Raw genomic sequence first — 22,580 nt, 5'->3', positions numbered from 1 at the left:
TCCAAAAAAATAAACTAAATATTATTATAAATGAAACTAAAACAAATGCTTTGTGCAGTTGTTGCGGCTGGAGTGTTAACTTCATGCGGAACAGAAGCCAAAAAAGAGCCTAAAGTAGCTGAAAAAAAAGCAAAAGAGTTTGAATATGTTGTAGAGCAATTTGCTGATATAAAAGTATTACGTTACCAAATTCCTGGTTTTGATGAGTTAACACTAAAAGAAAAAAAGTTAGTGTATTATTTAACACAAGCTGGTTTATCTGGGCGTGATATTATGTGGGATCAAAACTACCGTCACAATCTTGAAATTAGAGCAGCTTTAGAAAATATCAAGAATAACTTTAAAGGTGATAAAGAGAGTGAAGAGTTTAAAGCATATACAACGTACTTAAAACGTGTATGGTTTTCAAACGGAATTCATCACCACTATTCTAACGATAAGTTAAAACCTGAATTTTCTAAAGAATATTTTGAGTCGTTATTAAAAGAAACTAATACAGAGTTATCTACGGAGGCATTAGAAGTTATCTTTAATGATAAAGATGCTAAAAAAGTAAATAAAAAAGCAGGAGTTGATCACGTATTGGCATCTGCTGTAAATTTCTACGGACCAGATATCACAAGTAAAGATGTAGAAGGTTTTTACGCTAAAGCGGATAAAGGGCCAAAAGATCAACCAATTGAAGCAGGATTAAACTCGAAGTTAGTTCGTGAGGACGGAAAATTAGTAGAGAAAGTTTGGAAGTCTGGTGGAATGTACGGTCAAGCAATTGATAAAATTATTGAGTGGTTAGAAAAAGCTAAAGGAGTAGCAGAAAACGAAAAACAAGCAAAAACGTTAGAGTTGTTAATCGAATACTACAAAACAGGAGATTTACATACTTGGGACGAATATGCTATTGCTTGGGTAGAATCTACCGAAGGAAATATTGATTGGATTAATGGTTTTATTGAAGTGTATAACGACCCTAAAGGGTACAGAGGTTCGTACGAAAACATCGTACAAATCAAAGACTTTGATATGTCTAAAAAGATGAAGGTATTATCAGACAATGCACAATGGTTTGAAGATAATGCTCCGTTAGATCCAGCACATAAAAAAGAAAACGTAGTTGGGGTTTCTTATAAAACAGTAAATGTTGCTGGTGAAGCGGGAGATGCATCTCCTAGTACTCCAATTGGAGTGAACTTACCAAACAATAACTGGATTCGTCAACAACACGGTTCTAAGTCAGTATCATTAGGGAATATTATAGGTTCTTATAACAATGCTGGAGGAACTGGACGTTTAAAAGAGTTTGCTAACGATCAAGAAGAAATAGACTTAGAGATTAAGTACGGTAAATTAGCTGATAAATTACACACAGCATTACATGAGGTAATTGGGCATGCTTCAGGTGTAATTAACGACGGAGTTGGTCAACCAAAAGAGACGTTAAAGAATTATGCTTCTACAATGGAAGAAGGTAGAGCAGATTTAGTAGGACTTTATTATTTAATGGATCCTAAATTACAAGAATTAGGTTTGGTTGATGACTGGAAAAAAGTAGGAAAAGCTGCTTATGATGGATATATCAGAAACGGGTTAATGACGCAGTTAATAAGAATCAATTTAGGAGATGATATTGAAGAAGACCACATGGTTAACCGTCAATGGGTTTCTGCTTGGGCTTTTGAGCAAGGAGTAAAAGATAACGTAATTGAAAAAGTTACTAAAGAAGGTAAAACATACTACAATATTAACGATTATGACAAGCTTCGCGAAATTTTCGGACGCTTATTAAAAGAAACGCAAAGAATTAAATCTGAAGGAGATTTTGAAGCGGCAAAAGCATTAGTAGAAGGTTACGGAGTAAAAGTAGATCAAGATATTCATAAAGAAGTTTTAGATCGTAATGCTCAGTTTACATCTGCTCCTTATAGCGGATTTGTAAATCCAGTATTAGAGCCAGTAACTGATACTGAAGGAAATATTACTAATATTAAGATTAAGCAACCAGAAACGTTTGAAGAGCAAATGAAGTTCTACGCTAAAAACTATAACTTCTTACCAATAAAAAATTAAAAAGTTATAAACTTGAATAAAAAAAAACCGATTCTGAAAAGAATCGGTTTTTTGCTTTTATAAGAAACTCTTAAGAGTTTTATTATTTAGTTAATAATTTTGATAAAAACAATAACGCAATTACTACCGCTATTGCTATGGCAACGTATAAAGCTCCATTTTGATAATGCTTTTTATTGTTTTTAGCATCTTTTTTATAACTAAAATACATTAAAAGAATAAAAGCTATAACAAATAAACTCGCAAAAATAATTCTACCTGTAGTAAACATTTTTGCAGCAATAAGTATAAACATAAAATTGTATTTTTAGCAAAGTTAAAGAATGATTTTAGAATGAAAAAAACTAAAACAGCAATTATTTTTGGAGGCACTTCTGGTATTGGAAAAGGACTTGTAGAAAAACTAATACAAGAAAATTATATCGTAGCGGTAACCGGGAGAAGGTTCGAAAAATTGGAAGAGTTAAAGAAGAGGTATTCTAACCAAATACTTATTAAGCAAAATGATATCCAACAAGTGGATGAGGTAGAAAAAGTGTTTAATGAGTTAGTAAATGAATTAGGAGAAGTTCATTTGGTGATACAATCTTCAGGAGTTGGATTTGTAAACCCAAAATTAGACTGGGATAAACAAGAGCAAACTATAAACACGAATGTTTTAGGTGTAACAAAACTATATGCATTAGCTTATAAATTGTTTAAAAAACAAGGTTTTGGTCATTTAGTCGGTATTTCTTCTATCGCTTCACTACGTGGAAATAGAGCAGCACCAGATTATTTCTCTTCTAAAGCATATCAAAAAGCGTATTTAGAGAGTTTGTATATCAAAACAAAATCTATTAAAACAAAAAAAGTTTTTATTACAGATATCCGTCCGGGGTTTGTTGATACAGCAATGGCTTTAGGTGATGGTATTTTTTGGATGGTTCCTCTAGAAAAAGCAGTTAATCAAATTTATGCAGCAATAAAACGAAAAAAACGAGTAGCTTATATCTCAAAAAGATGGAGGTTAATAGCTTGGGTACTAAAAATAGTACCAGCAAGAATTTTAAAAATGGCAACATAATACTTTAGATAAGTTAAAGTGTAAACAAAAAAGCGAAACAAGTCCGCTTTTCCATTAATTCTAACAGTAACTAGAGCCTATCTCGTATTGTTCACCACATAAGTAACAATATCCATTGTAATAAGTTGGGGCAGAGCTACAGGGTAAAGGTCGACCTGTACCACCGTTTATTAATTTTTGTTCAGTTTTATTTAGGGTTAAACCTAATTTAGAAATCTCTTTTAACATAATTTATTTTTTTTGAGTTTCTTAAAGTTAAATAACTTAAAATATATAAAGGAATAAAAAAACTAAAAAAAGTATGGCAAAACCATAAAATGTGTCAAATGATGATATAAATAAAAACATTATTGACTAATAATTATTGAATTAAAATCATAACTATAATGAAAAAAAGAATAGCAGCAGTACACGAATTTCATTCAGCTTTCGGGTTAGGAATAAAAAATGAACCAACAGCAAACATTGGAGAAGAACGAAACTTACTTCGCTATAATTTAATGAAAGAAGAAAATGAAGAGTATTTAGAAGCTGCACAAAATAACGATTTGGTTGAGGTAGCAGACGCTTTAGGCGATATGTTGTATATTTTATGTGGAACTATAATAGAACACGGTATGCAACATAAAATAGAAGAAGTATTCAATGAAATACAACGAAGCAACATGAGTAAGTTAGGAGAAGACGGTAAACCTATTTATCGTGAAGATGGTAAAGTACTGAAAGGACCAAATTACTTTAAACCAAACATTAAAGAAATTTTAGATAAATAAAAAAGCTCCTTAATAAGGAGCTTTTTTACATTTTGTTTTTCTATTTATTTACCCATAATTCTTTCTAATTCTGATGTTAATGTTTTTACATTATTAACCATTTTAATAATAATACCATTAGCATCTACAATTAAATGTGTAGGATATTGTTTAACCTTTAGTTTCTTAGCCATATAATCCTTTTGTTCAGGAATAGTAGGGTATTTAAATTCTTTAGTTTCTAAAAATTTAATCAATTCATCTTTTTTATCAAAAGCCAAACTAACAAATTCTATTTTATCATCCTTGTATTTATCAACCAGTTCATTTAATTCAGGAAACTCTTCTACACATACCTTACATGTAATAAACCAGCATTTTAGTACTAATAATTTTCCTTTTGTATCCGCTTTATTGTGAGCGTTACCATTTAAATCAACAAAATTGTAATCAGGAAGTTTTTTGCCTTCCATCTTAAAATATTGATGTGCTATTGAAGCCTTACTAACGATTGATTTTTTTATTTTTTCATCAGAAGAAGCATCAATACCAGTAAGCTGGTATTGTACTTTACCTTTTTTTTCCGATTTAATCGGAATATAAGCGCCTGTGCGTAGTAAGGTTAAAAAGATACCTTTTTCCATAGCTGCACCTTCATCATCTAGAGGAATAAAGGTAGACATTAAATCAATGTTTTCCTTTGCATAAGCTTCCCAGTTATCAAAGTTCTTTTGAATGTCTTCGATGTCAACGGAAAAAGAACCTGTTGAGGAATTATCAACAGATAAGGGCTCTTCAGGAGTGTCTTCTTTAGAAGAAGTAATTTTATTACTTTGGGCTATGATATTATTTTCATTTTCTAATGAATTAGAATAGAAATCCAATCCAAAAAATGAAATAACAAAACCAACTCCTATTGATAATAAAGCAGGTATAATATTTCTCATTTCTTTAGAATTTTTTATTAAAATAACTTAATTCTGTTTACTAATATAGCTTTTTTAAATGAAATGATTAAATTTTAACTCTCCAGTTGTGCTTGTCTTCTAATTTGTTATACTGAATGTTGAGTAGTTTTTCTTTAAAGAAAGAAGCATAAGAATCATTTGTTTCAGGTAATTCAAAAGTTTCGTTTTGGTGTTTAAATCCTTTTATAGGATTTATAACAGCAGCAGTACCAGAACCAAAAATTTCCAACAGTTCACCTTGCCTAGCAGCTTCTTTAATTTCAGCAACTGAAACTCTTTTAACTTCAATATCTATATTATAATCTTTTGCAAGTTGAATAATTGATTTACGAGTAACACCATCTAAAATTCTATCATTAGTAGGAGCAGTTATAAGTTTATTACCTATTCTAAAAAAGATATTCATTGTACCTGCTTCTTCAAGGTATTCGTGGGTGTTTGCATCAGTCCAAATAATTTGTTGATACCCTTCCTTATGTGCTAAACTAGTAGGGTAAAATTGCGCAGCATAGTTACCAGCGGCTTTGGCAAAACCAACACCACCGTCAGCAGAACGACTGTATTCTTCAGCAAATAGTACTCTAACTTCACCAGCATAATATGATTGAGCAGGTGAACAAATAATTATAAATTTATATTCTTCAGCAGGTGAAGCAGCAATAGCTCCTTCTGAAGCAATAATAAACGGACGAATATATAACGAGTTTCCTATTCCTTTCTTAATCCATGCATCATCTATCTCAAGAAGTTTTTTTAACCCTTCAAAAAATACATTTTCAGGAACTGGAGGCATTGCTAAACGAGCCCCAGATTTATTAATTCTATGAAAATTTTCATCTGGACGGAATAAAAAGACATCATTATTTTCATCTTTATAAGCCTTCATTCCTTCAAAAACAGCTTGCCCGTAATGAAAAACCCTAGCAGAAGGCTCAAAAGTTAAAGGTCCATAAGGTAAAATTTTAGGTGTTTTCCATTCTCCATTAGCAAAGTCACAAACTAGCATATGGTCAGTAAAAGTGCGACCGAACGCTAAGTTGTTAAAATCTACCGTATTTATTTTAGACTCTTGTATAAGCTCAATATCAATATTCATTATGTGATTGTTTTAGAAGTGCTACGAAGATACGAAATCTAGTGGTATGTTTTGAGGTTAACTACCAGCTTGAAGAAATATGAGTATATTTGTTGATATGTTAATTTTAATTTTTTGAAAATGAAAAGACTACTAGTTTTTGCTACGCTTTTAAGCGTAATGTTTAGTGCTTGTAAAACTGAAAAGAAAGATGCAGCTCCTGCTGCGAATGGTATTAAAGAACAAAAGATTGCCTATGCGTCTTTTGGAGATGAGATTACTGATAGCAATGCTATTTCTGCTGAAGAAATGCGAATAAAATTCAAAAACTTAAAAAAAGGGGATACTCTAAACATAAAATTTACTTCAACGATAAATGAAGTGTGTAAGAAAAAAGGGTGTTGGATGAAGTTAGATTTAGGGGAAGAACAAGAGTCAATGGTGCGTTTTAAAGATTATGGTTTTTTCATGCCTTTAAATGCAGATAATAAAGAAGTGGTAGTAAACGGTAAAGCTTTTGTTACTGAGATTTCTGTTGATGAATTACAACATTATGCTAAAGATGCAGGAAAATCAGAAGAAGAAATAGCAAAAATTATAGAACCAAAATACACCTATGCTTTTGAAGCAGATGGAGTGTTAATGAAAAAATAATGAAACAATTAATTATTGTTTTATTGATGTCTTTGGTGCTTTTTTCTTGCAAAGAGGAAAAGAAACAACCAAAAGAGGAACTTATAATGTATCAGTCTTCTGAAATGGCAGCTTTAATGAATGCTATGTACGAAGGGAATATGACCGTTAAAAATAAGATTTTAGAAGGAGAGCCAATAGGTGACTTTCCTGAAACTTACTTGAATATTCATAGTGCTGTTTTAACAGACCCAGCAGATAGAAATGCAAGTTTTGAAGCTTTTTCAAAATTATATATTCAAAATATACAGCAAGTATATTTGGGTTCAAAAGATTCTATAAAGCAAAATTTCAACAAAGCTGTAAATAGTTGTATTGCCTGCCATAAAACAACTTGCACTGGACCAATACCTAGGATTAAAAAATTACTGATTAAATAGTTTAGTTATAAAACGAGAAATTATCATAACGTCAGATGGTTCCACAACCATTCATTTGCCAGAGTGGAATGAACAATATCATTCTAAACACGGAGCGATACAAGAGGCCTATCATGTATTCATTAGAAATGGATTAAAGTATGTAGATGCAAAAAATGTTTCTATTCTAGAAATAGGCTTTGGTACAGGACTTAATTCTTTTATCACGTTATTGGAAGCTAAAAAGGAGATTGATTATGTTGGAGTAGAGGCATATCCTGTAGCTAAAGAAGAAGTAGCAAAATTAAATTATGTTGCGGAGTTGGACGCCGATGATAAAAGAGAATTTTTTGAAAAAATTCACGAAGTTTCTTGGGAAGAAAAACACAACATTACTCCCAATTTTTCATTAACTAAACGCAAACAATTTTTTGCTGAAATTACCGATGAGAATAGTTTTGATTTGATTTATTTTGATGCTTTTGGAGCAAGAGTACAACCCGATTTGTGGACTGAGGATATTTTTAGAATTATGTTTGCTGCGTTAAAACCAGAGGGTGTTTTAGTAACTTATTCAGCAAAGGGAAGTGTACGACGAGCAATGCAAGCAGTAGGTTTTGATGTTGAGCGTTTACCCGGGCCTCCAGGTAAAAGAGAAATGTTACGAGGAACAAAAATTATAACGTGATATTTTACGTGATTAATGTAGAAATTAGAAAATAAAGAAATGGAGTTTAAAAGACGTTTCGGTAATCGAAAAAGAGGGAATCCTAAAAGAGGGTTGTTTTTAGTAGTTTTATTAATTGTTGTGTTGTATTTGTTCTTCAATGCAGAAAAAATTCTTGGAAGATTTTTATAAATGAAACCATTTAAATTTAAAGAGTTTACAGTGCATCAAGACAAAACAGCGATGAAAGTTGGTACCGATGCAGTATTATTAGGAGCGTGGTGTAATTTAGGAGAGTTTCCAGACACAATATTAGATGTCGGTTCAGGCACAGGTGTTATTTCATTAATGTTAGCGCAACGAAGCGATGCCATGACTATTGATGCAGTAGAAGTAGATGGAGATGCTTATGAACAAACTGTAGAGAATTTTGAGCAGTCTGATTGGGGAGATAGACTCTTTTGTTACAATGCTTCTTTTGTTGAATTTGCAGAAGAAATGTCTGAAGATGAAGAAGAGTATGATATAATTGTATCCAATCCACCATTTTATACTGATAACTACGAAACGGAAGATTTAGCGAGAAATAAAGCACGATTTACGAGTTCACTGTCTTTTGAAGAGCTACTAAAAGGAGTGAGTGAAATATTGTCGGAGTATGGAAAGTTTTCAACTATTATACCATTTAAAGAAGAAGAAAATTTTATAGAACTAGCTAAAAATCATAATTTATACCTACACAGAGTTTGTCGAGTAAAAGGAACTCCTACTACTGAGATCAAACGTAGTTTATTAGAAATGTCCTTTGTAGAGACTACAATCCAAGAAGAAGAATTGATAATAGAAACAAAAAGGCACCAGTATACTGATGCCTATATTAACCTTACGAAAGATTTTTATTTGAAGATGTAATCTTTTATGAGGTTGTATTTTCAAAATTTCTGTTTAGTTTTAGTTATGTTCTTGTGAGTAATGTAGTTCTTCAGTGCCAGTTTTTATGACAGCAATAGGGGTTTTATTTTCATCAATAGCAACAAAGGTGAATTCACCTTCAATGGCTTTTTCTCTATGTTGAGAGTACATCTGTTCAGTAAAAATTTTAACAGTAACTTTTAAACTTTTGTAACCTATATAACTTACTTTTCCTACTAATTCAATAATAGTTCCAGCAGGGATAGGCTTTTTAAAATCAATTTTATCACTACTTACGGTTACAACTTTTTGCCTGCAGAATCGTGTTGCTGTAATAAAAGCAACTTCGTCCATTAGTTGCATAGCGGTTCCTCCAAAAAGGGTGTCATAATGATTGGTTGTATTTGGAAATACGGCTTTGAAAATACGTGTTTCCGACTTTGTTATTTTTTCTTCTGTGGTCATTTTATATATGTTAGTATAATTAGTGCCTGAAATATTCTTTTCAGGCACTTTATTATTAATTTACAGTTTCTAAGGTGTTAGCATTATAGCTTAAAGAGGCTTCTTTTGCAGCTGAAACCATAGCTATTAAAGCTTTTTCAGTTTCATCCCAATGTCTAGTTTTAAGACCACAATCAGGATTTACCCAAAGACGAGAAGCTGGAATAACTTTTTGTGCTTTTTGTAGTAATTCAACCATTTCTTCTTTTGAAGGAACTCTTGGTGAGTGGATGTCATAAACCCCAGGTCCAATTTCATTCGGATATTTGAAATCTGCAAAAGCGTTTAACAACTCCATTTGAGAACGAGAACATTCAATAGTAATTACATCGGCATCCATATCAGCAATGCTTTGAATAATGTCATTAAATTCAGAATAGCACATATGTGTATGTATTTGTGTAGCGTCATTTACACCACAAGATGAAATTTTAAAGGCTTCAACAGCCCACTTTAGATAATCATTCCACCCTGATTTTCGTAACGGTAAACCTTCTCTTATAGCAGGCTCATCAATTTGAATAATTCTAATACCAGCATTTTCTAGGTCTCTAACTTCATCACGTATAGCCAGTGCAATTTGTTGGCAAGTAATGCTACGAGGTTGATCGTCACGAACAAATGACCATTGTAAAATAGTAACAGGGCCTGTAAGCATTCCTTTAACCCATTTGTCAGTTAAAGATTGTGCGTATTGTGACCAATAAACAGTCATTGGGTGTGGTCTGTATACATCCCCATAAATAATAGGAGGTTTTACACAACGACTACCATAACTTTGAACCCAACCTTTTTTAGTAAATGTAATTCCAGCAAGTTGTTCACCAAAATACTCTACCATATCGTTTCGCTCATACTCACCATGAACTAATACATCTAACCCTATTTTTTCTTGCCATTGAATGGTTTTTTGAGTTTCTTCTTTTAGTAAATACTTGTAATCTTCACTACTTAAGATACCTTTTTTAAATTGAGATCTCCAGCTTCTTACTTCTTTAGTTTGAGGAAAGGAACCAATGGTTGTAGTAGGGAATAGCGGTAAATTCAATACTTTTTCTTGTGTTTCTTTACGAATTAAAAAACTATTATTTCTTCTAGAATCTGTTTCGTTAATGGAATCAACACGTAGTTTTACATCGTTATGATGGATTAATGCTGAGGATTTTCTATTGGCAATAGCTTTTTTATTTTCTTCAAAAGCATTTAAAATATTTTCATTACTAGTGTTTTCAGATAACTCTTTTAATAAGCTTACTTCGGTAAGTTTTTGTTTAGCAAAAGAAAGCCATTGTTTAATGTCAGTGTCAAGAGAGATCTCTAAATCTAAATCACAAGGAGAATGCAACAAAGAACAAGAAGAAGCAATAAAGGTTTTTTCAGAACCTAACTTATCAGTGACTTTTTTTATTAGCTGTAATGACTTTTCAAAGTCATTTTTCCAAATGTTTCTTCCATCTACAACACCTAACGATAAGATTCTATTTTTAGGAAGAGTATTCAATACATCATCTAGCTGTTCTTCGCAGCGAACTAAGTCGATATGCAATGCGTCTAAAGGAAGTATGTTAGCTAATGAAAGATTGTCTTTTAAACCTTCAAAATAAGTAGTAACTATAAACTTTAGTTTAGGAAACTTTTTTCTAATCTCATTATAGATAAATTGATAGGTTTCTTTGGCTTTTTCACTCAAATCTAATGCTAAAAAAGGTTCGTCAAACTGAATCCATTCTGCACCTTGTGTTTGAAGTTCTTGAAGAATTTCAATATATACAGGGAGTAGTTTTGGGGCTAAATCTAATTTATCAAAACCTTCTTCTTTTTCTTTACCTAAAAGAAGGTAGCTAACCAAACCAATAATTACAGGCTTAGCATTAATCCCTGCTTGTTTAGCTCCGACAAACTCATTAACAATTTTGTTAGAAAATAGTTTGAATTCCTGATTTTTATAAAATTCAGGAACGATATAATGGTAATTGGTGTCAAACCATTTAGTCATTTCCATAGCAGTGATATCAAGATCATCTTTTTGATATCCTCTTGCCATAGCAAAGTAAAGGTCAAGTTCAGAATTTGAAGTTTTTAACATTACTTCATTGTAACGTTTAGGAATAGCTCCAACAGTAAGCGTCATGTCTAACACCTGATCATAATAAGAAAAATCATTACAAGGAATAAGGTCTATGCCTGCTTCTTGTTGTGTTTTCCAATTTTGTTGACAGATATTTCTTCCTGTTTCAAGAAGTTCCTGTAAACTAGTTTTGCCTGACCAATATTGCTCGCAGGCTTTTTTGAGTTCTCTGTTGCTACCAATACGCGGATAGCCAAGAATGTGCGTTTGCATTTTCTTTTAAACTTTTATAATTAAACATTAATTTTAAAAGCTCTTTTAGATGCTTCGCAATGCTAAAAACGATAAGATGTTTGAGGAAAAATAATGACATACCAAAAAAGCACAGCATTTCATAAAGAAAGTGTGCGTTAAAAATATATCATCGGTATGACCCAAAAGCTTCAAATCGCGAAAGCATTGTCAATATCCGAATAGGCAGGTCTCCTGACTTATAACAGCTTTTATCATCCTTCCCGCTTTTGGCAGTGGATATACTAGGATAAAAACTTTTGGTGTGTTACTTACAGTTGCGCGACAGTTCGTGATTTGCACACGATTCCCTATTAATCTACAGTTAAGTAAAACCTTTTCGGTTGATGAAGTATGTAAAGAACTTATCGAGGTAAATGTATGTATTATTTTTTTAGAACTGGTAATAAAAAAAGCACCAATAAATTGATGCTTATGTTTGAAAAAGAAAATTTATAATTAATGTTTATTTTTTCCAGTTTTTAAGTTGATCCAAGTATAAATAGCTTTCAACAAATTTTCTATGTTCAGTATTTGTCATAATTTCGAGAAGTTCTAACGCTGAAATATAACTTGCTAAATTTCCGTTTGAAGATAAAAACTTACCGTCTTTAACAAAAGTTACCAAGCTGTCGTTTTGCACTTTTAAATTTGGGTAGTCTTTTTGTAGTTGCTCACCGCCGCCAATCCATGTTACAATTTTATGACCATCTGCTATACCAGATTTACCAATTAAATTAGCTCCAGCACAATTACTAACAGTGTATTTGGTTTCTTGATTTTTTGTTTTTATAAAATCTACAACTTTATTATTATGTACTTGTGCGTACATGTCGTAAGCACTTGGTACAAACAAAGCCGTTAGTTTAGGACAGTTTTCAAAAGTATAGTCGGGAACAAAATGCATTCCTTCTTCAGTAGTAATGGGTTTAGCTGTTTCAGCAATAGCTACTACATTAAAAAGTTGTTTACCATCTTTATCTGCTTTTCCAAATACATCTGACGTTGCTATAACTTCTCCTTGTAAAACCCCATTAAACATTAAAAGTCCAATAGTTGGTAAATTAGGATTAAATGGTTTTAGGTGTTTAGTTAGTGTGTCAGATGGAGATACAACTTGTTCAACTTCTTCTGTTTTTTTATTGGTTTTCGATTTTTCTGAATTACAACCAACAGTAATAATTGTAAAAAGTAGTATTACTACAATACTTAAATTTTTCATGCGTATTTTATTTAGTATCTCTTTGAGTAGGTTTAATAATCATTCTAAAATATTGGTCTTTGTATATGTAATAGCCTAACCAGTTGTATAGAGTTCTTACTTTGTTTTTGAAGTTTACAAGCCCCATAATATGTACAAAAATCCAAATTAACCATGCAACAAAACCTTTTAATGATTGTTTTTGTCCTGGGAAATCTAATACAGCCTTATTTCTTCCAATAATAGCTAATGAACCTTTATCATTATATTGAAAAGTTTTCCAGTTTGTATCTTTTCTAGAAAGGTTTTTAGCTAAGTTTCTAGCTTGTTGTAATGCAGGTTGTGCTAATTGAGGATGCCCTTTAGGATAGCTTTCGTCTCCTAAAATCAAAGCACAGTCACCCAAAGCATAAATGTTATCATATGAGTGTACTAGGTTGAACTGATTTGTTTTCAATCTTCTACCAGCACCAAAGCTTTCTTTTGAAAAGCCATCAAATGTTTTAGCAGATACACCGGCAGCCCATATAAGGTTTTTAGTATGTATTTCTTCTCCGTTTGATAAATATACAGTTTCACCATCAAAATCATTAACCATGGTGTTCATCGTTAATGTTACTCCGAGTTCACTTAACTTTTTAGAGGTATATTCTTGTGCTCTTTTAGACATTGGAGCTAATACAGAGCTTTGACCATCAATAAGATGAATTTCTCCAAAATCATTTTTATCTAACTCTGGATAATCTTTTATGATAATTGAAGTTTTAATTTCAGATAAAATACCAGAAAGTTCAACCCCAGTAGGACCAGCACCAGCGATAACAAAAGTTAAACACTTCTTTCTTTCTTCAGGATTGTGAATTCTAGTAGCACGGTCAAATCGAGTTAAAATAACATTTCTAAGTGACAAGGCGTCACTAATAGTTTTCATTGGTAAACTGTACTTTTCAATGTTTTTGTTTCCGAAAAAATTACTTTCTGTACCAGTAGCCATTACTAAGATATCATATGCTATTTCTCCATTACTTACCACTATTTTATTTTCTTCTGGAACAACTTTTTCAAGAGTACCCAGACGAAAACGAGCATTTTTAAATTTTCTTAAAATTTTTCTGAATGGATAACTAATTGCAGAAGGTTCCATAAAACCTGTGGATACTTGGTAGATTAAAGGAGGAAAGAAATTATAGTTATTACTATCTACTAAAATAATTTGATAATTTTCAGAATTTCCTAACCCTTTTATAAGTTCTAACCCAGCAAAACCGCCGCCAACAACGACAATTTTTTTCATGTTTTTCATAATGCTATTATGCCCTTAAATTAATATAAATGCAAAGGTAGTTAAGTATGTTTTAGTAAAAAATAAACTAACTTAAGAATAGCTATTTTCTTTTAATTTCACTTAAATATTCAGGAGTTAATCCTAAAAAACTAGCTAATAAATATTGGGGTACTCGTTGTACAAAATCAGGGAAGTCTTTTCTAAATCTAAAAAAGATATCTTCTTTAGAGTAACTGTTAATGTATTTTAAACGCATTAAAGCAGCTCCGTATGCGGTTTCATATATACTTCTAAAATATTTTTCTAATAAGGGAAACTTATTTAATAACTCGTTATATTTTGAAAAGGAGATCGACAAAATTTCAGAGTTTTCAACTGTTTCTATGGTAAAGTTAGCATGTTTTTGGTTCTGAAAAGCTAAAAAGTCAGTTAACCACCAATTTTCTAGAGCAAACTGTGTAGTTTTTTTGTAGCCCAAACTATCAATAAAATATAAATGTAAGCAACCTTTGGTAACAAAAAATAGTTTATTACAACGTTTATTTGTGAGTAATAAAATTTCTTTTTTTTTATAGGATTGACAATCAAAAAAAGAAAGTATTTCCGTTAATTTTTCTTCAGAAAGATTTGTGTAATTTTTAATATGATTTTTTAAAAAGCTTTTACCCATATCTTAGTTTAGTATTTAAAGGTAAAAATACCAACTTTATAGAGATTCCTTTTATTTTTAAAAGAAAAAGGCACCAAATAAATTGATGCCTTTTGTTCGTTTTGGAAGACTTTATCCTTTTATACTCTCAGGGTTATAGCCTAAATACGGAACTTCTTTTTCAACAAAAGTAATTCCGTAATCTTCTAATTCTTTTAAAATTGGTTCGTACACCTCTTTGTTAATCGGTAATTGAACTCCAGGAGTTGTGATGTCACCGTTTAAAATACGTACCGTAGCCATAGCTACAGGTAAGCCAACAGTTTTTGCCATAGCAGTATAGGTTTGATCATCACCTTTAATAACCATGCTACTTTCTATTTGATGATTTTCCTCCTTGTATTGATACCCAAAAATATGATGCATTACAATCATATCTTTATCCTCAGCTTCAAGAGTCCAAGAATCCATCAATATTTTTTGTAAAATTTCAGCAGGGGTAGCGTTTTTTAAGCCTACTTTTTTGTTCGGATTGAAGATGTCTAACTCTACAAATTTATCCCACATTAAATCATCTTGATCAATCTTTGCATACGAACGGAATTTTAATTCAACAGAATCTGAAGGAGAATAGGCTAAGAAAAGGTTAGTGAAATCACGATAGCTCATGTTTTCAGAATCTTCAATAGTGTAAGTGTCATCAGTCATTCCTAACTGGACAAAAACATTCCAAGCACGAGAAAAACCAACTTTACGAATAGTTCCACGATACATGGTTTTAATATCTTCTAAACCATAAATACTTCTATACTTTAAAGAATCACGGTTTGCATACGCTTCAAATCTTCCACTGCCATTAATAGTTAAAAATTCAGTTCTTCTAAATAATTTTTGATATGGAATATACTTATAGGTTCCTTCTTGAATAAACATTGAAGCTCCACCTTGACCAGCTAATACTACATTTCTTGGGTTCCAAGTAAATTTATAATTCCATAAGTTGGTATCGCTTTCAGGAGCTACTAATCCACCACAAAAAGATTCAAATAATAGCATTTTTCCTCCTTGTTCTTTTATACGATCAATAACTTGCATAGCACTCATGTGGTCAATTCCTGGATCCAGACCAATTTCGTTCATAAATACTAAACCTTTAGCTTTAGCTTCTTCATCTAAAGCTTTCATTTCATCAGAAATATAAGACGCAGTAACCATGTGTTTTCCATAAGTAATACAATCTTTAGCTACTTCAATATGAAAACGAGCAGGTAACATTGAAATAACAATGTCAGCTTTTTGAATTGCATTTGAGCGCTCTTCAGCATTAAAAACATCTAGCTGTATTGCTGTAGCACTTGAATGATTGTGAATTTTAGATTGAGCGCTTTCTAACGAAACATCACCAATAGTTATATGTAGGTTTTCTTGTGAAGATTTATCCAATAAATATTTTATAAGTGAAGAGCTCGATCTACCAGCACCAATAATCAATATATTTCTCATTTATAATTATTTTTGTTGTGTATAAAATTTGAGGCGACAATATCGCTAAAAAAGTTTAAATTTAAACAAAAATTAAAATAATGTATAAAAATTTAACAATAGCTGCAGTCTTGGGAATGATTGCTGTGATTTTAGGTGCCTTCGGAGCTCATGCTTTAAAAACAAAATTAACACTAGAAGCCCTCGAGAGTTTTGAAACTGCTGTACGTTATCAGTTTTTTCATGTGTTTTTATTACTTTTTGTAAATATGTTTACTGAGCTTACTAACAAAGAAAAAAACAGAATTAGTTATTTTTTAATAGCTGGGATTTTATTGTTTTCTGGGTCTATATATTTAATTTACTTAGCGAATGTTCCTGCAAAAGCAATTTGGTTTGTAACGCCGTTAGGAGGAGTGTTATTAATCGTTGGTTGGAGCCTTTTAGCATATAGCTTTTTTAAAAAAGTTATTAAAGGTTAAAGTTGATAAAATCATTTAATGACATAGCTGTTTAATCAAAAAGAACTATTTTTGTCCAAAATTAAACACAACTAAAATCTTTTAAGATGACAAATCTTGATACGAAAACGATATCGTTAGATAACTTAGGCATAAAAGACGCTACGGTTCGTTATCAATTAACTTCAGACGAGTTACACGACATCACTATTGAAAAAGAACAAGGAGTAGAAACCAGTTTTGGAGCATTAGCTGTTAAAACAGGTGAGTTCACAGGACGTTCTCCAATGGATCGTTTTATTGTTAAAGACGATATAACTAAAGACCAAGTTTGGTGGGGAGATATTAATATTCCTTTCGATTCAGAAAAATTTGACAAGCTATACGATAAAGTAACTAATTATTTATCTAACAAAGAAGTATTTGTACGTGATAGTTATGCATGTGCAGACGAAGATTATAAATTAAATATTCGTGTTGTAAATGAATATCCTTGGAGTAACATGTTTGCGCACAATATGTTTTTACGTCCTACCGCAGAGGAGTTAAAAAACTTTTCTCCGGAATGGACAGTAGTAAACGCTCCAGGTTTTATGGCAGATCCAGCAATAGATGGAACACGCCAACACAACTTTGCTATCTTAAACTTTACTAGAAAAGTAGCATTAATTGGTGGTACAGGATACACAGGAGAAATTAAAAAAGGAATTTTCTCTGCGTTAAACTTTATTTTACCTGTATTCAAAAACACGTTACCAATGCATTGTTCTGCAAACGTTGGTAAAGATGGTGATACAGCTATTTTCTTTGGATTATCAGGAACAGGTAAAACTACATTATCTACCGATCCAAACCGTAGTTTAATTGGTGATGACGAGCATGGTTGGACTGCTGAAAACACAATCTTTAACTTTGAAGGAGGATGTTATGCAAAAGTAATTGACTTATCTCAAGAGAAAGAGCCAGAAATTTACGGAGCAATTAAAAGAGGAGCGATCCTTGAAAACATTGTGATGGATGATAAAGGAAATGTAGATTTTCATGATACATCAATTACACAAAATACTCGTGTAAGTTATCCTATTTATCACATTGAAAATATTCAAAAACCATCTAAAGGTGCAAACCCAAAGAATATTTTCTTCTTAACAGCAGATGCTTTTGGAGTACTGCCTCCAATCTCTAAATTAACACCAGGGCAGGCAGCATATCACTTTATTTCTGGGTACACAGCAAAAGTAGCAGGTACAGAGGCTGGAATTAACGAACCATTACCAAGTTTCTCAGCTTGTTTTGGAGCTCCATTTATGCCATTACACCCAACGCGTTACGCTGAAATGTTAAGTAAGAAAATGCAAGAAGCAGGTGTAAACGTTTGGTTAATTAATACTGGATGGACAGGAGGTGCTTACGGTACTGGTAGCAGAATGAAATTAAAGTACACTCGTGCTATGATTACAGAAGCTTTAGAAGGTAATTTAGAAAATGTTGAATTTGTACAACACCCAATTTTTGGATTATCAATGCCAACTACTTGTGAAAATGTTCCTGATGAAGTATTAAATCCAAAGCAAACATGGGCAGATAAAGATGCTTATGATGCAAAAGCTATGGAGCTAGCGAATTCATTTAGAAAGAACTTTGCTCAGTTTGAAGAAATGGCAAGTGAGGAAATTATTAAAGGAGGACCAATAGCGTAACCTTTATAACATAAATACTAAGAAAGCATCCACTATGGATGCTTTTTTTGTGAAAAATACTCAGTATTTTAGCAATAAATAAATTTTAGCATGATTGTACAGGGAAATATAGTCGATATACAAAACAAACGAATATTTAAAGGAGAGGTTGAGGTTAAAGAAGGAAAGATTATACAGGTTAGAGAAGTAGAACACACAGTAGAAAACTATATTTTACCTGGATTTGTAGACGCACATATCCATATTGAAAGTTCTATGTTAGTGCCTTCAGAATTTGCTAAAATAGCCGTAACACACGGTACGGTAGCAACAGTATCCGATCCACATGAAATAGCCAATGTATTAGGTGTAAAAGGAGTAAATTTTATGATTGAAAACGGAAAAAAAGTTCCGTTAAAATTCAATTTCGGAGCACCATCTTGCGTACCAGCGACTTCTTTTGAAAGTGCAGGAGCGGTAATTGATTCAGAAGATATCAAAAAGATGATGCAGAACCCTGATATCAAGTATTTAGCAGAAATGATGAATTATCCGGGGGTTATTTATCAAGATGAAGAAGTGTTGAAAAAAATAGCATGGGCAAAACATTATAATAAGCCAGTAGATGGTCATGCACCTGGACTAAGAGGAGAAGATTTAGATAAATACATAGCGGCAGGAATTTATACCGACCACGAATGCTTTACCTATGAAGAAGGATTAGAGAAGTTAGAAAAAGGGATGAAAGTTATTATCCGTGAAGGAAGTGCTGCAAAAAACTTTGAAGCATTAATTGATTTACTACCTGAGCATTATGAGAACATGATGTTCTGTTCCGATGATAAACATCCCGATGATTTGTTATTAGGACATATCAACCAATTATGTGAGCGCGCAGTAGCGAAAGAAATAGATGTTTTTAAAGTATTGCAAGCTGCCTGTATAAATCCGGTAGAGCATTACAATTTGGATGTTGGGACTTTAAAAGAAGGAGATGATGCTGATTTTATTGTGGTGAAAGACTTACAAAAGTTTGAAGTACTACAAACGTATATTAATGGTGAGTTAGTGGCTGAAAACGGAAAATCATTTGTAGAGCATGTAGATTTTGAAGTGTTGAATAATTTTGACACTGATGCAAAAAACGTTTCCGATTTTGAATTCCATTCAGCATCTGAAAAGATTCGAGTTATAGAAGCTCTAGATGGAGAATTAGTGACAAATGAAATAGAAGCAGATTCGTTGATAAAAGAAGGAAATTTAGTTTCTGATGTAGAGAACGATGTGCTAAAAATGACGGTAGTAAATCGTTATCAAAATGCAGAGCCTTCGATTGCGTTTATCAAAAACTTCGGATTAAAAGAAGGGGCGATAGCAAGTTCTGTAGGACATGATTCTCATAATATTATTGCTGTAGGAGTATCGGATGAATTGATTTGTAAGGCGGTAAATTTATTGATTGAAAATAAAGGAGGGGTTTGTGCTGTAACATCTTCTGAAGAAAAAGTTGTTCCACTTCCTGTGGCTGGAATCATGTCAGATAAACCAGCAGTTGAAATAGGAAAAGCCTATGCAGAATTAGATGTGATGGCAAAACAATTAGGTAGTAAATTACGAGCTCCGTATATGACCTTATCTTTTATGGCATTGTTGGTAATTCCATCCTTAAAACTATCAGACAAAGGCTTGTTTGATGGAAATACATTTAAATTTACTTCTTTAGAAGTTAAATAAACGAGAGTTTGAAGACAGAAAAAATTATATTAGGGATTGACCCAGGAACTTCCATTATGGGATTTGGAATTATAAAGGTAGTAGGTAAAAAGATGGAATTTGTTCAAATGAATGAATTGCTCTTAAAAAAATATGACGATCATTATTTAAAACTCAAAATTATTTTTGAACGTACCATTGAATTGATTGACACTTATCATCCAGATGAAATAGCGTTGGAAGCTCCTTTTTATGGGAAGAATGTACAATCCATGTTGAAATTAGGGCGTGCACAAGGAGTAGCAATGGCGGCAGGATTGTCAAGACAAATACCAGTAACGGAGTATGCACCTAAGAAAATAAAAATGGCCATAACAGGGAAAGGTACCTCGAGTAAAGAACAGGTAGCGTTAATGCTAAAGTCACTGTTGAACTTAAAGGAATTACCAAAAAACCTAGATGCGACTGATGGTTTAGCAGCTGCGGTGTGTCATTTCTATAATTCAGGAACTAAAGTAGGAGGTAAGAACTATACAGGTTGGGCAGCGTTTGTAAAACAAAACCCGAAAAAAATCAAAAACTGATTTTTTCAATGCTTAATGAACAGTAAACAATTTTTGAAAAAAGCCGATGAAATAGCAAAAATTCTTTTTTCAATATTAAAAACGACAAGGATTTATAAGTAATCTTAATAACTAATAACTAATAACTAATAACTAATAACTAATAACTGATAACTGATAACTGATTTGGCAGGAATTTATCTACACATCCCATTTTGTAAGCAAGCGTGTTATTATTGCGATTTTCACTTTTCTACTTTATTAAAAAAGAAAGAGGAGTTAGTTTCTTGCTTGGTGAAAGAGCTAGAATTACGAAAGGAAGAGTTACAAAATGAAGAAATAGAAACCATCTATTTTGGAGGAGGAACACCGAGTTTATTGTCGGTTGACGAGTTACAATTGTTGATAGATGCTATTTATAAAAACTATACAGTAGTAACAAATCCAGAAATTACTTTAGAGGCCAACCCAGATGATTTATCAGAAGAAAAAATAATAGAATTATCTAAGACTCCAATTAACCGACTAAGTATTGGAATTCAATCTTTTTTTGAAGAAGATTTGCAGTTAATGAACCGTGCTCATAATGCACAAGAAGCAAAAAACTGCTTGTCTGTAGCGACACGCTACTTTGATAATATTACTATTGATTTGATTTATGGCGTTCCAAATATGAGTAATGAACGTTGGAGAGAAAATTTGCAAATTGCTTTTGATTTCGGAATCAATCATATTTCATCATATGCGTTAACGGTAGAACCTAAAACAGCATTAGATTCATTTATCAAGCAAGGAAAATATCCTGATGTTGACGAAACAGTAGCCAAAGAACATTTTGATGTTTTGGTAGCAGAAACCACTAAAAACGGATTTGTACATTACGAAATTTCCAATTTTGGAAAACCTAATTATTTTTCAAAGCACAATACTAGTTATTGGTTAGGAAAAAAATATATAGGAATTGGTCCTTCTGCACACTCGTTTAATAAAACACACCGTAGTTGGAATGTAGCTAACAATGCAAAATATATAAAAGCAATTCAAGAAGGAAAACTCCCTTTAGAAGAAGAAAAACTCACTAAGAAAGATCAGTTTAATGAATATTTGATGACAGGATTAAGAACCATTTGGGGAGTGTCGTTAGAGAAAATAGAGGAGGATTTCGGGGAAGAATTTAGAAAAAATCTCCTTAAAAATGCTGAGAAATTTATCCAGCAAGAGCTACTAGTCATTACAAATGAAGTTTTGAAGACTACAGAAAAGGGAAAGTTCTTAGCAGATGGATTGGCTTCCGAATTATTTATTATTTAAGTATATTTGAGTATGATTGCAACAATTGAATACAACTCAAGAAAATACAAAATAGATTTATCAAAACCACTAGACATTTCAATAGCAATTGATACCTCAAAAGAAAATATAAATGCATGGTATCTTGATGATCCTAAAATTTTTCCTGTTTCAGATGGGAATTGGATTGGAAGTGTACAACAAGGAGCTGATGTAAATTTTAATAACATACAGTTTAATCCGCACTCACATATTACACATACCGAATGTGTGGGGCATATTACCGAAGAAGTTTATTCAGTAAACAAAGAACTATCAAAATTTTTCTTCTTAGCAGAAGTAGTGACTATTGCTCCTGAGCAGTTAAAAAATAAGGACTTTGTAATTTCAAAAAAACAATTACAAAATGTTTTAGGGAACAAAAAGCGTGATGCAATTGTAATCAGAACCTTACCAAACCTTTCAGACAAAAAATCGATGCGGTATTCAAACACAAATCCAACCTATTTGTTAGAAGAAGGTGCTATATACTTAAAAGAAAAAGGAATAGAACATTTATTAATTGACTTACCATCTGTAGATAAAGAAAAAGACGAAGGAAAATTGTTAGCACATAATGCTTTTTGGGATACACAAGGAGAAATTAGAATGCAGGCAACAATAACAGAATTTATATATGTACCTAATAAAATAGAGGATGGAACTTACTTTTTGAACCTTATGATAGCACCATTTGAAAATGATGCTACTCCAAGTAAGCCAATTCTTTATAAATTGTGTTAATTGTTATGATAAAAACAAACTACTGAAAAGTTTTAGATAAGCATGCTTTTCTGAA

General features: G+C 32.1%; 22 protein-coding genes and 1 riboswitch. Of the genes, 13 read left to right on the top strand and 9 right to left on the bottom strand.

The window, feature by feature from the left end; translation table 11 throughout:
- Nucleotides 1–30 precede the first annotated feature (30 nt).
- Nucleotides 31–2,064 (top strand): dihydrofolate reductase, encoded by a 2,034-nt coding sequence (locus ABMY20_RS02200; protein ID WP_349264525.1) that lies wholly within the window; start codon nucleotides 31–33, stop codon nucleotides 2,062–2,064.
- Nucleotides 2,065–2,146: 82 nt separating this feature from the next.
- On the opposite strand, the gene ABMY20_RS02195 is transcribed toward ABMY20_RS02200, so the two are convergent.
- Nucleotides 2,147–2,359 carry a hypothetical protein gene (locus ABMY20_RS02195; RefSeq protein WP_231128378.1) on the bottom strand — a complete coding sequence of 71 codons (213 nt, stop codon included), beginning with the start codon at nucleotides 2,357–2,359 and terminating at the stop codon, nucleotides 2,147–2,149.
- Between the two features lie 39 nt (nucleotides 2,360–2,398).
- Between ABMY20_RS02195 and ABMY20_RS02190 the strand changes: the two genes are divergently transcribed.
- On the top strand, nucleotides 2,399–3,130 hold the full coding sequence (locus ABMY20_RS02190) for an SDR family NAD(P)-dependent oxidoreductase (protein WP_159614027.1): 732 nt from the start codon (nucleotides 2,399–2,401) through the stop codon (nucleotides 3,128–3,130).
- A 386-nt stretch (nucleotides 3,131–3,516) separates the two neighbouring features.
- Nucleotides 3,517–3,903 (top strand): nucleoside triphosphate pyrophosphohydrolase family protein, encoded by a 387-nt coding sequence (locus ABMY20_RS02185; RefSeq protein ID WP_047788588.1) that lies wholly within the window; start codon nucleotides 3,517–3,519, stop codon nucleotides 3,901–3,903.
- A 44-nt stretch (nucleotides 3,904–3,947) separates the two neighbouring features.
- Here ABMY20_RS02185 and ABMY20_RS02180 read toward each other — a convergent pair whose 3' ends face one another.
- Nucleotides 3,948–4,829, bottom strand: coding sequence for a TlpA disulfide reductase family protein (locus ABMY20_RS02180; RefSeq protein WP_053056649.1), 882 nt, complete (start codon nucleotides 4,827–4,829; stop codon nucleotides 3,948–3,950).
- A gap of 67 nt (nucleotides 4,830–4,896) precedes the next feature.
- Nucleotides 4,897–5,946: a branched-chain amino acid aminotransferase gene (locus ABMY20_RS02175; protein ID WP_159493316.1), complete on the bottom strand. Its 1,050-nt coding sequence runs from the start codon at nucleotides 5,944–5,946 to the stop codon at nucleotides 4,897–4,899.
- A 120-nt stretch (nucleotides 5,947–6,066) separates the two neighbouring features.
- Between ABMY20_RS02175 and ABMY20_RS02170 the strand changes: the two genes are divergently transcribed.
- The 4 genes from ABMY20_RS02170 (at nucleotide 6,067) to ABMY20_RS02155 (ending at nucleotide 8,556) form a co-directional block, all read left to right on the top strand.
- Entirely contained in the window at nucleotides 6,067–6,579 is a 513-nt protein-coding gene (locus ABMY20_RS02170) for a DUF4920 domain-containing protein (protein WP_073181824.1), read from the top strand.
- Nucleotides 6,579–6,998 (top strand): acetolactate decarboxylase, encoded by a 420-nt coding sequence (locus tag ABMY20_RS02165; protein WP_253056255.1) that lies wholly within the window; start codon nucleotides 6,579–6,581, stop codon nucleotides 6,996–6,998. Before ABMY20_RS02170 ends, ABMY20_RS02165 begins: the two co-directional genes overlap by 1 nt.
- A 7-nt stretch (nucleotides 6,999–7,005) precedes the next feature.
- Nucleotides 7,006–7,665, top strand: a complete 660-nt coding sequence (gene mnmD, locus ABMY20_RS02160) for a tRNA (5-methylaminomethyl-2-thiouridine)(34)-methyltransferase MnmD (RefSeq protein ID WP_239179356.1) — start codon at nucleotides 7,006–7,008, stop codon at nucleotides 7,663–7,665.
- Between the two features lie 171 nt (nucleotides 7,666–7,836).
- On the top strand, nucleotides 7,837–8,556 hold the full coding sequence (locus ABMY20_RS02155) for a methyltransferase (protein WP_253056254.1): 720 nt from the start codon (nucleotides 7,837–7,839) through the stop codon (nucleotides 8,554–8,556).
- Between the two features lie 39 nt (nucleotides 8,557–8,595).
- Here the strand turns inward: ABMY20_RS02155 and ABMY20_RS02150 are convergent, their stop codons facing one another.
- The 6 genes from ABMY20_RS02150 to ABMY20_RS02125 all read right to left on the bottom strand — a co-directional run bounded on the left by ABMY20_RS02150 (nucleotide 8,596) and on the right by ABMY20_RS02125 (nucleotide 16,057).
- The gene (locus ABMY20_RS02150) at nucleotides 8,596–9,021 is read right to left on the bottom strand and encodes an acyl-CoA thioesterase (RefSeq protein ID WP_349264524.1); all 426 of its coding nucleotides are present in this window, start codon (nucleotides 9,019–9,021) and stop codon (nucleotides 8,596–8,598) included.
- Nucleotides 9,022–9,076: 55 nt separating this feature from the next.
- Nucleotides 9,077–11,401, bottom strand: coding sequence for a 5-methyltetrahydropteroyltriglutamate--homocysteine S-methyltransferase (metE, locus tag ABMY20_RS02145; protein WP_349264523.1), 2,325 nt, complete (start codon nucleotides 11,399–11,401; stop codon nucleotides 9,077–9,079).
- A gap of 185 nt (nucleotides 11,402–11,586) precedes the next feature.
- Nucleotides 11,587–11,774: riboswitch (cobalamin riboswitch) on the bottom strand.
- 111 nt (nucleotides 11,775–11,885) lie between these two features.
- The gene (locus ABMY20_RS02140; RefSeq protein WP_159493320.1) at nucleotides 11,886–12,641 is read right to left on the bottom strand and encodes a DJ-1/PfpI family protein; all 756 of its coding nucleotides are present in this window, start codon (nucleotides 12,639–12,641) and stop codon (nucleotides 11,886–11,888) included.
- Nucleotides 12,642–12,648: 7 nt separating this feature from the next.
- The gene (locus ABMY20_RS02135) at nucleotides 12,649–13,923 is read right to left on the bottom strand and encodes an NAD(P)/FAD-dependent oxidoreductase (protein ID WP_047788580.1); all 1,275 of its coding nucleotides are present in this window, start codon (nucleotides 13,921–13,923) and stop codon (nucleotides 12,649–12,651) included.
- Between the two features lie 82 nt (nucleotides 13,924–14,005).
- On the bottom strand, nucleotides 14,006–14,575 hold the full coding sequence (locus ABMY20_RS02130; protein WP_349264522.1) for a Crp/Fnr family transcriptional regulator: 570 nt from the start codon (nucleotides 14,573–14,575) through the stop codon (nucleotides 14,006–14,008).
- 111 nt (nucleotides 14,576–14,686) lie between these two features.
- Nucleotides 14,687–16,057, bottom strand: coding sequence for a saccharopine dehydrogenase C-terminal domain-containing protein (locus tag ABMY20_RS02125; RefSeq protein ID WP_047788578.1), 1,371 nt, complete (start codon nucleotides 16,055–16,057; stop codon nucleotides 14,687–14,689).
- A gap of 80 nt (nucleotides 16,058–16,137) precedes the next feature.
- Here ABMY20_RS02125 and ABMY20_RS02120 point away from each other — a divergent pair, with 80 nt between their 5' ends.
- From ABMY20_RS02120 to ABMY20_RS02095, 6 genes are all read left to right on the top strand, one after another.
- Nucleotides 16,138–16,518, top strand: coding sequence for a DUF423 domain-containing protein (locus ABMY20_RS02120; RefSeq protein ID WP_047788577.1), 381 nt, complete (start codon nucleotides 16,138–16,140; stop codon nucleotides 16,516–16,518).
- Nucleotides 16,519–16,604: 86 nt separating this feature from the next.
- On the top strand, nucleotides 16,605–18,197 hold the full coding sequence (pckA, locus tag ABMY20_RS02115; RefSeq protein ID WP_349264521.1) for a phosphoenolpyruvate carboxykinase (ATP): 1,593 nt from the start codon (nucleotides 16,605–16,607) through the stop codon (nucleotides 18,195–18,197).
- 90 nt (nucleotides 18,198–18,287) lie between these two features.
- A complete protein-coding gene (ade, locus tag ABMY20_RS02110; protein ID WP_349264520.1) occupies nucleotides 18,288–19,910 on the top strand; it encodes an adenine deaminase in 1,623 nt (540 codons plus the stop codon).
- 8 nt (nucleotides 19,911–19,918) lie between these two features.
- Complete coding sequence (gene ruvC, locus ABMY20_RS02105) at nucleotides 19,919–20,473, top strand: crossover junction endodeoxyribonuclease RuvC (protein ID WP_239179270.1); 555 nt, start codon at nucleotides 19,919–19,921, stop codon at nucleotides 20,471–20,473.
- A gap of 165 nt (nucleotides 20,474–20,638) precedes the next feature.
- On the top strand, nucleotides 20,639–21,763 hold the full coding sequence (hemW, locus tag ABMY20_RS02100) for a radical SAM family heme chaperone HemW (RefSeq protein WP_349264519.1): 1,125 nt from the start codon (nucleotides 20,639–20,641) through the stop codon (nucleotides 21,761–21,763).
- A 12-nt stretch (nucleotides 21,764–21,775) separates the two neighbouring features.
- On the top strand, nucleotides 21,776–22,525 hold the full coding sequence (locus ABMY20_RS02095) for a cyclase family protein (RefSeq protein ID WP_167713137.1): 750 nt from the start codon (nucleotides 21,776–21,778) through the stop codon (nucleotides 22,523–22,525).
- Nucleotides 22,526–22,580: the final 55 nt, after the last annotated feature.

It is taken from the genome of Tenacibaculum sp. SSH1-16 (genome assembly GCF_040104435.1).
In the GTDB taxonomy this organism is placed as follows: domain Bacteria; phylum Bacteroidota; class Bacteroidia; order Flavobacteriales; family Flavobacteriaceae; genus Polaribacter; species Polaribacter mesophilus.
Note: the sequence above shows the minus strand (reverse complement) of the source record. Positions and strands in the feature narration are given on the sequence as shown.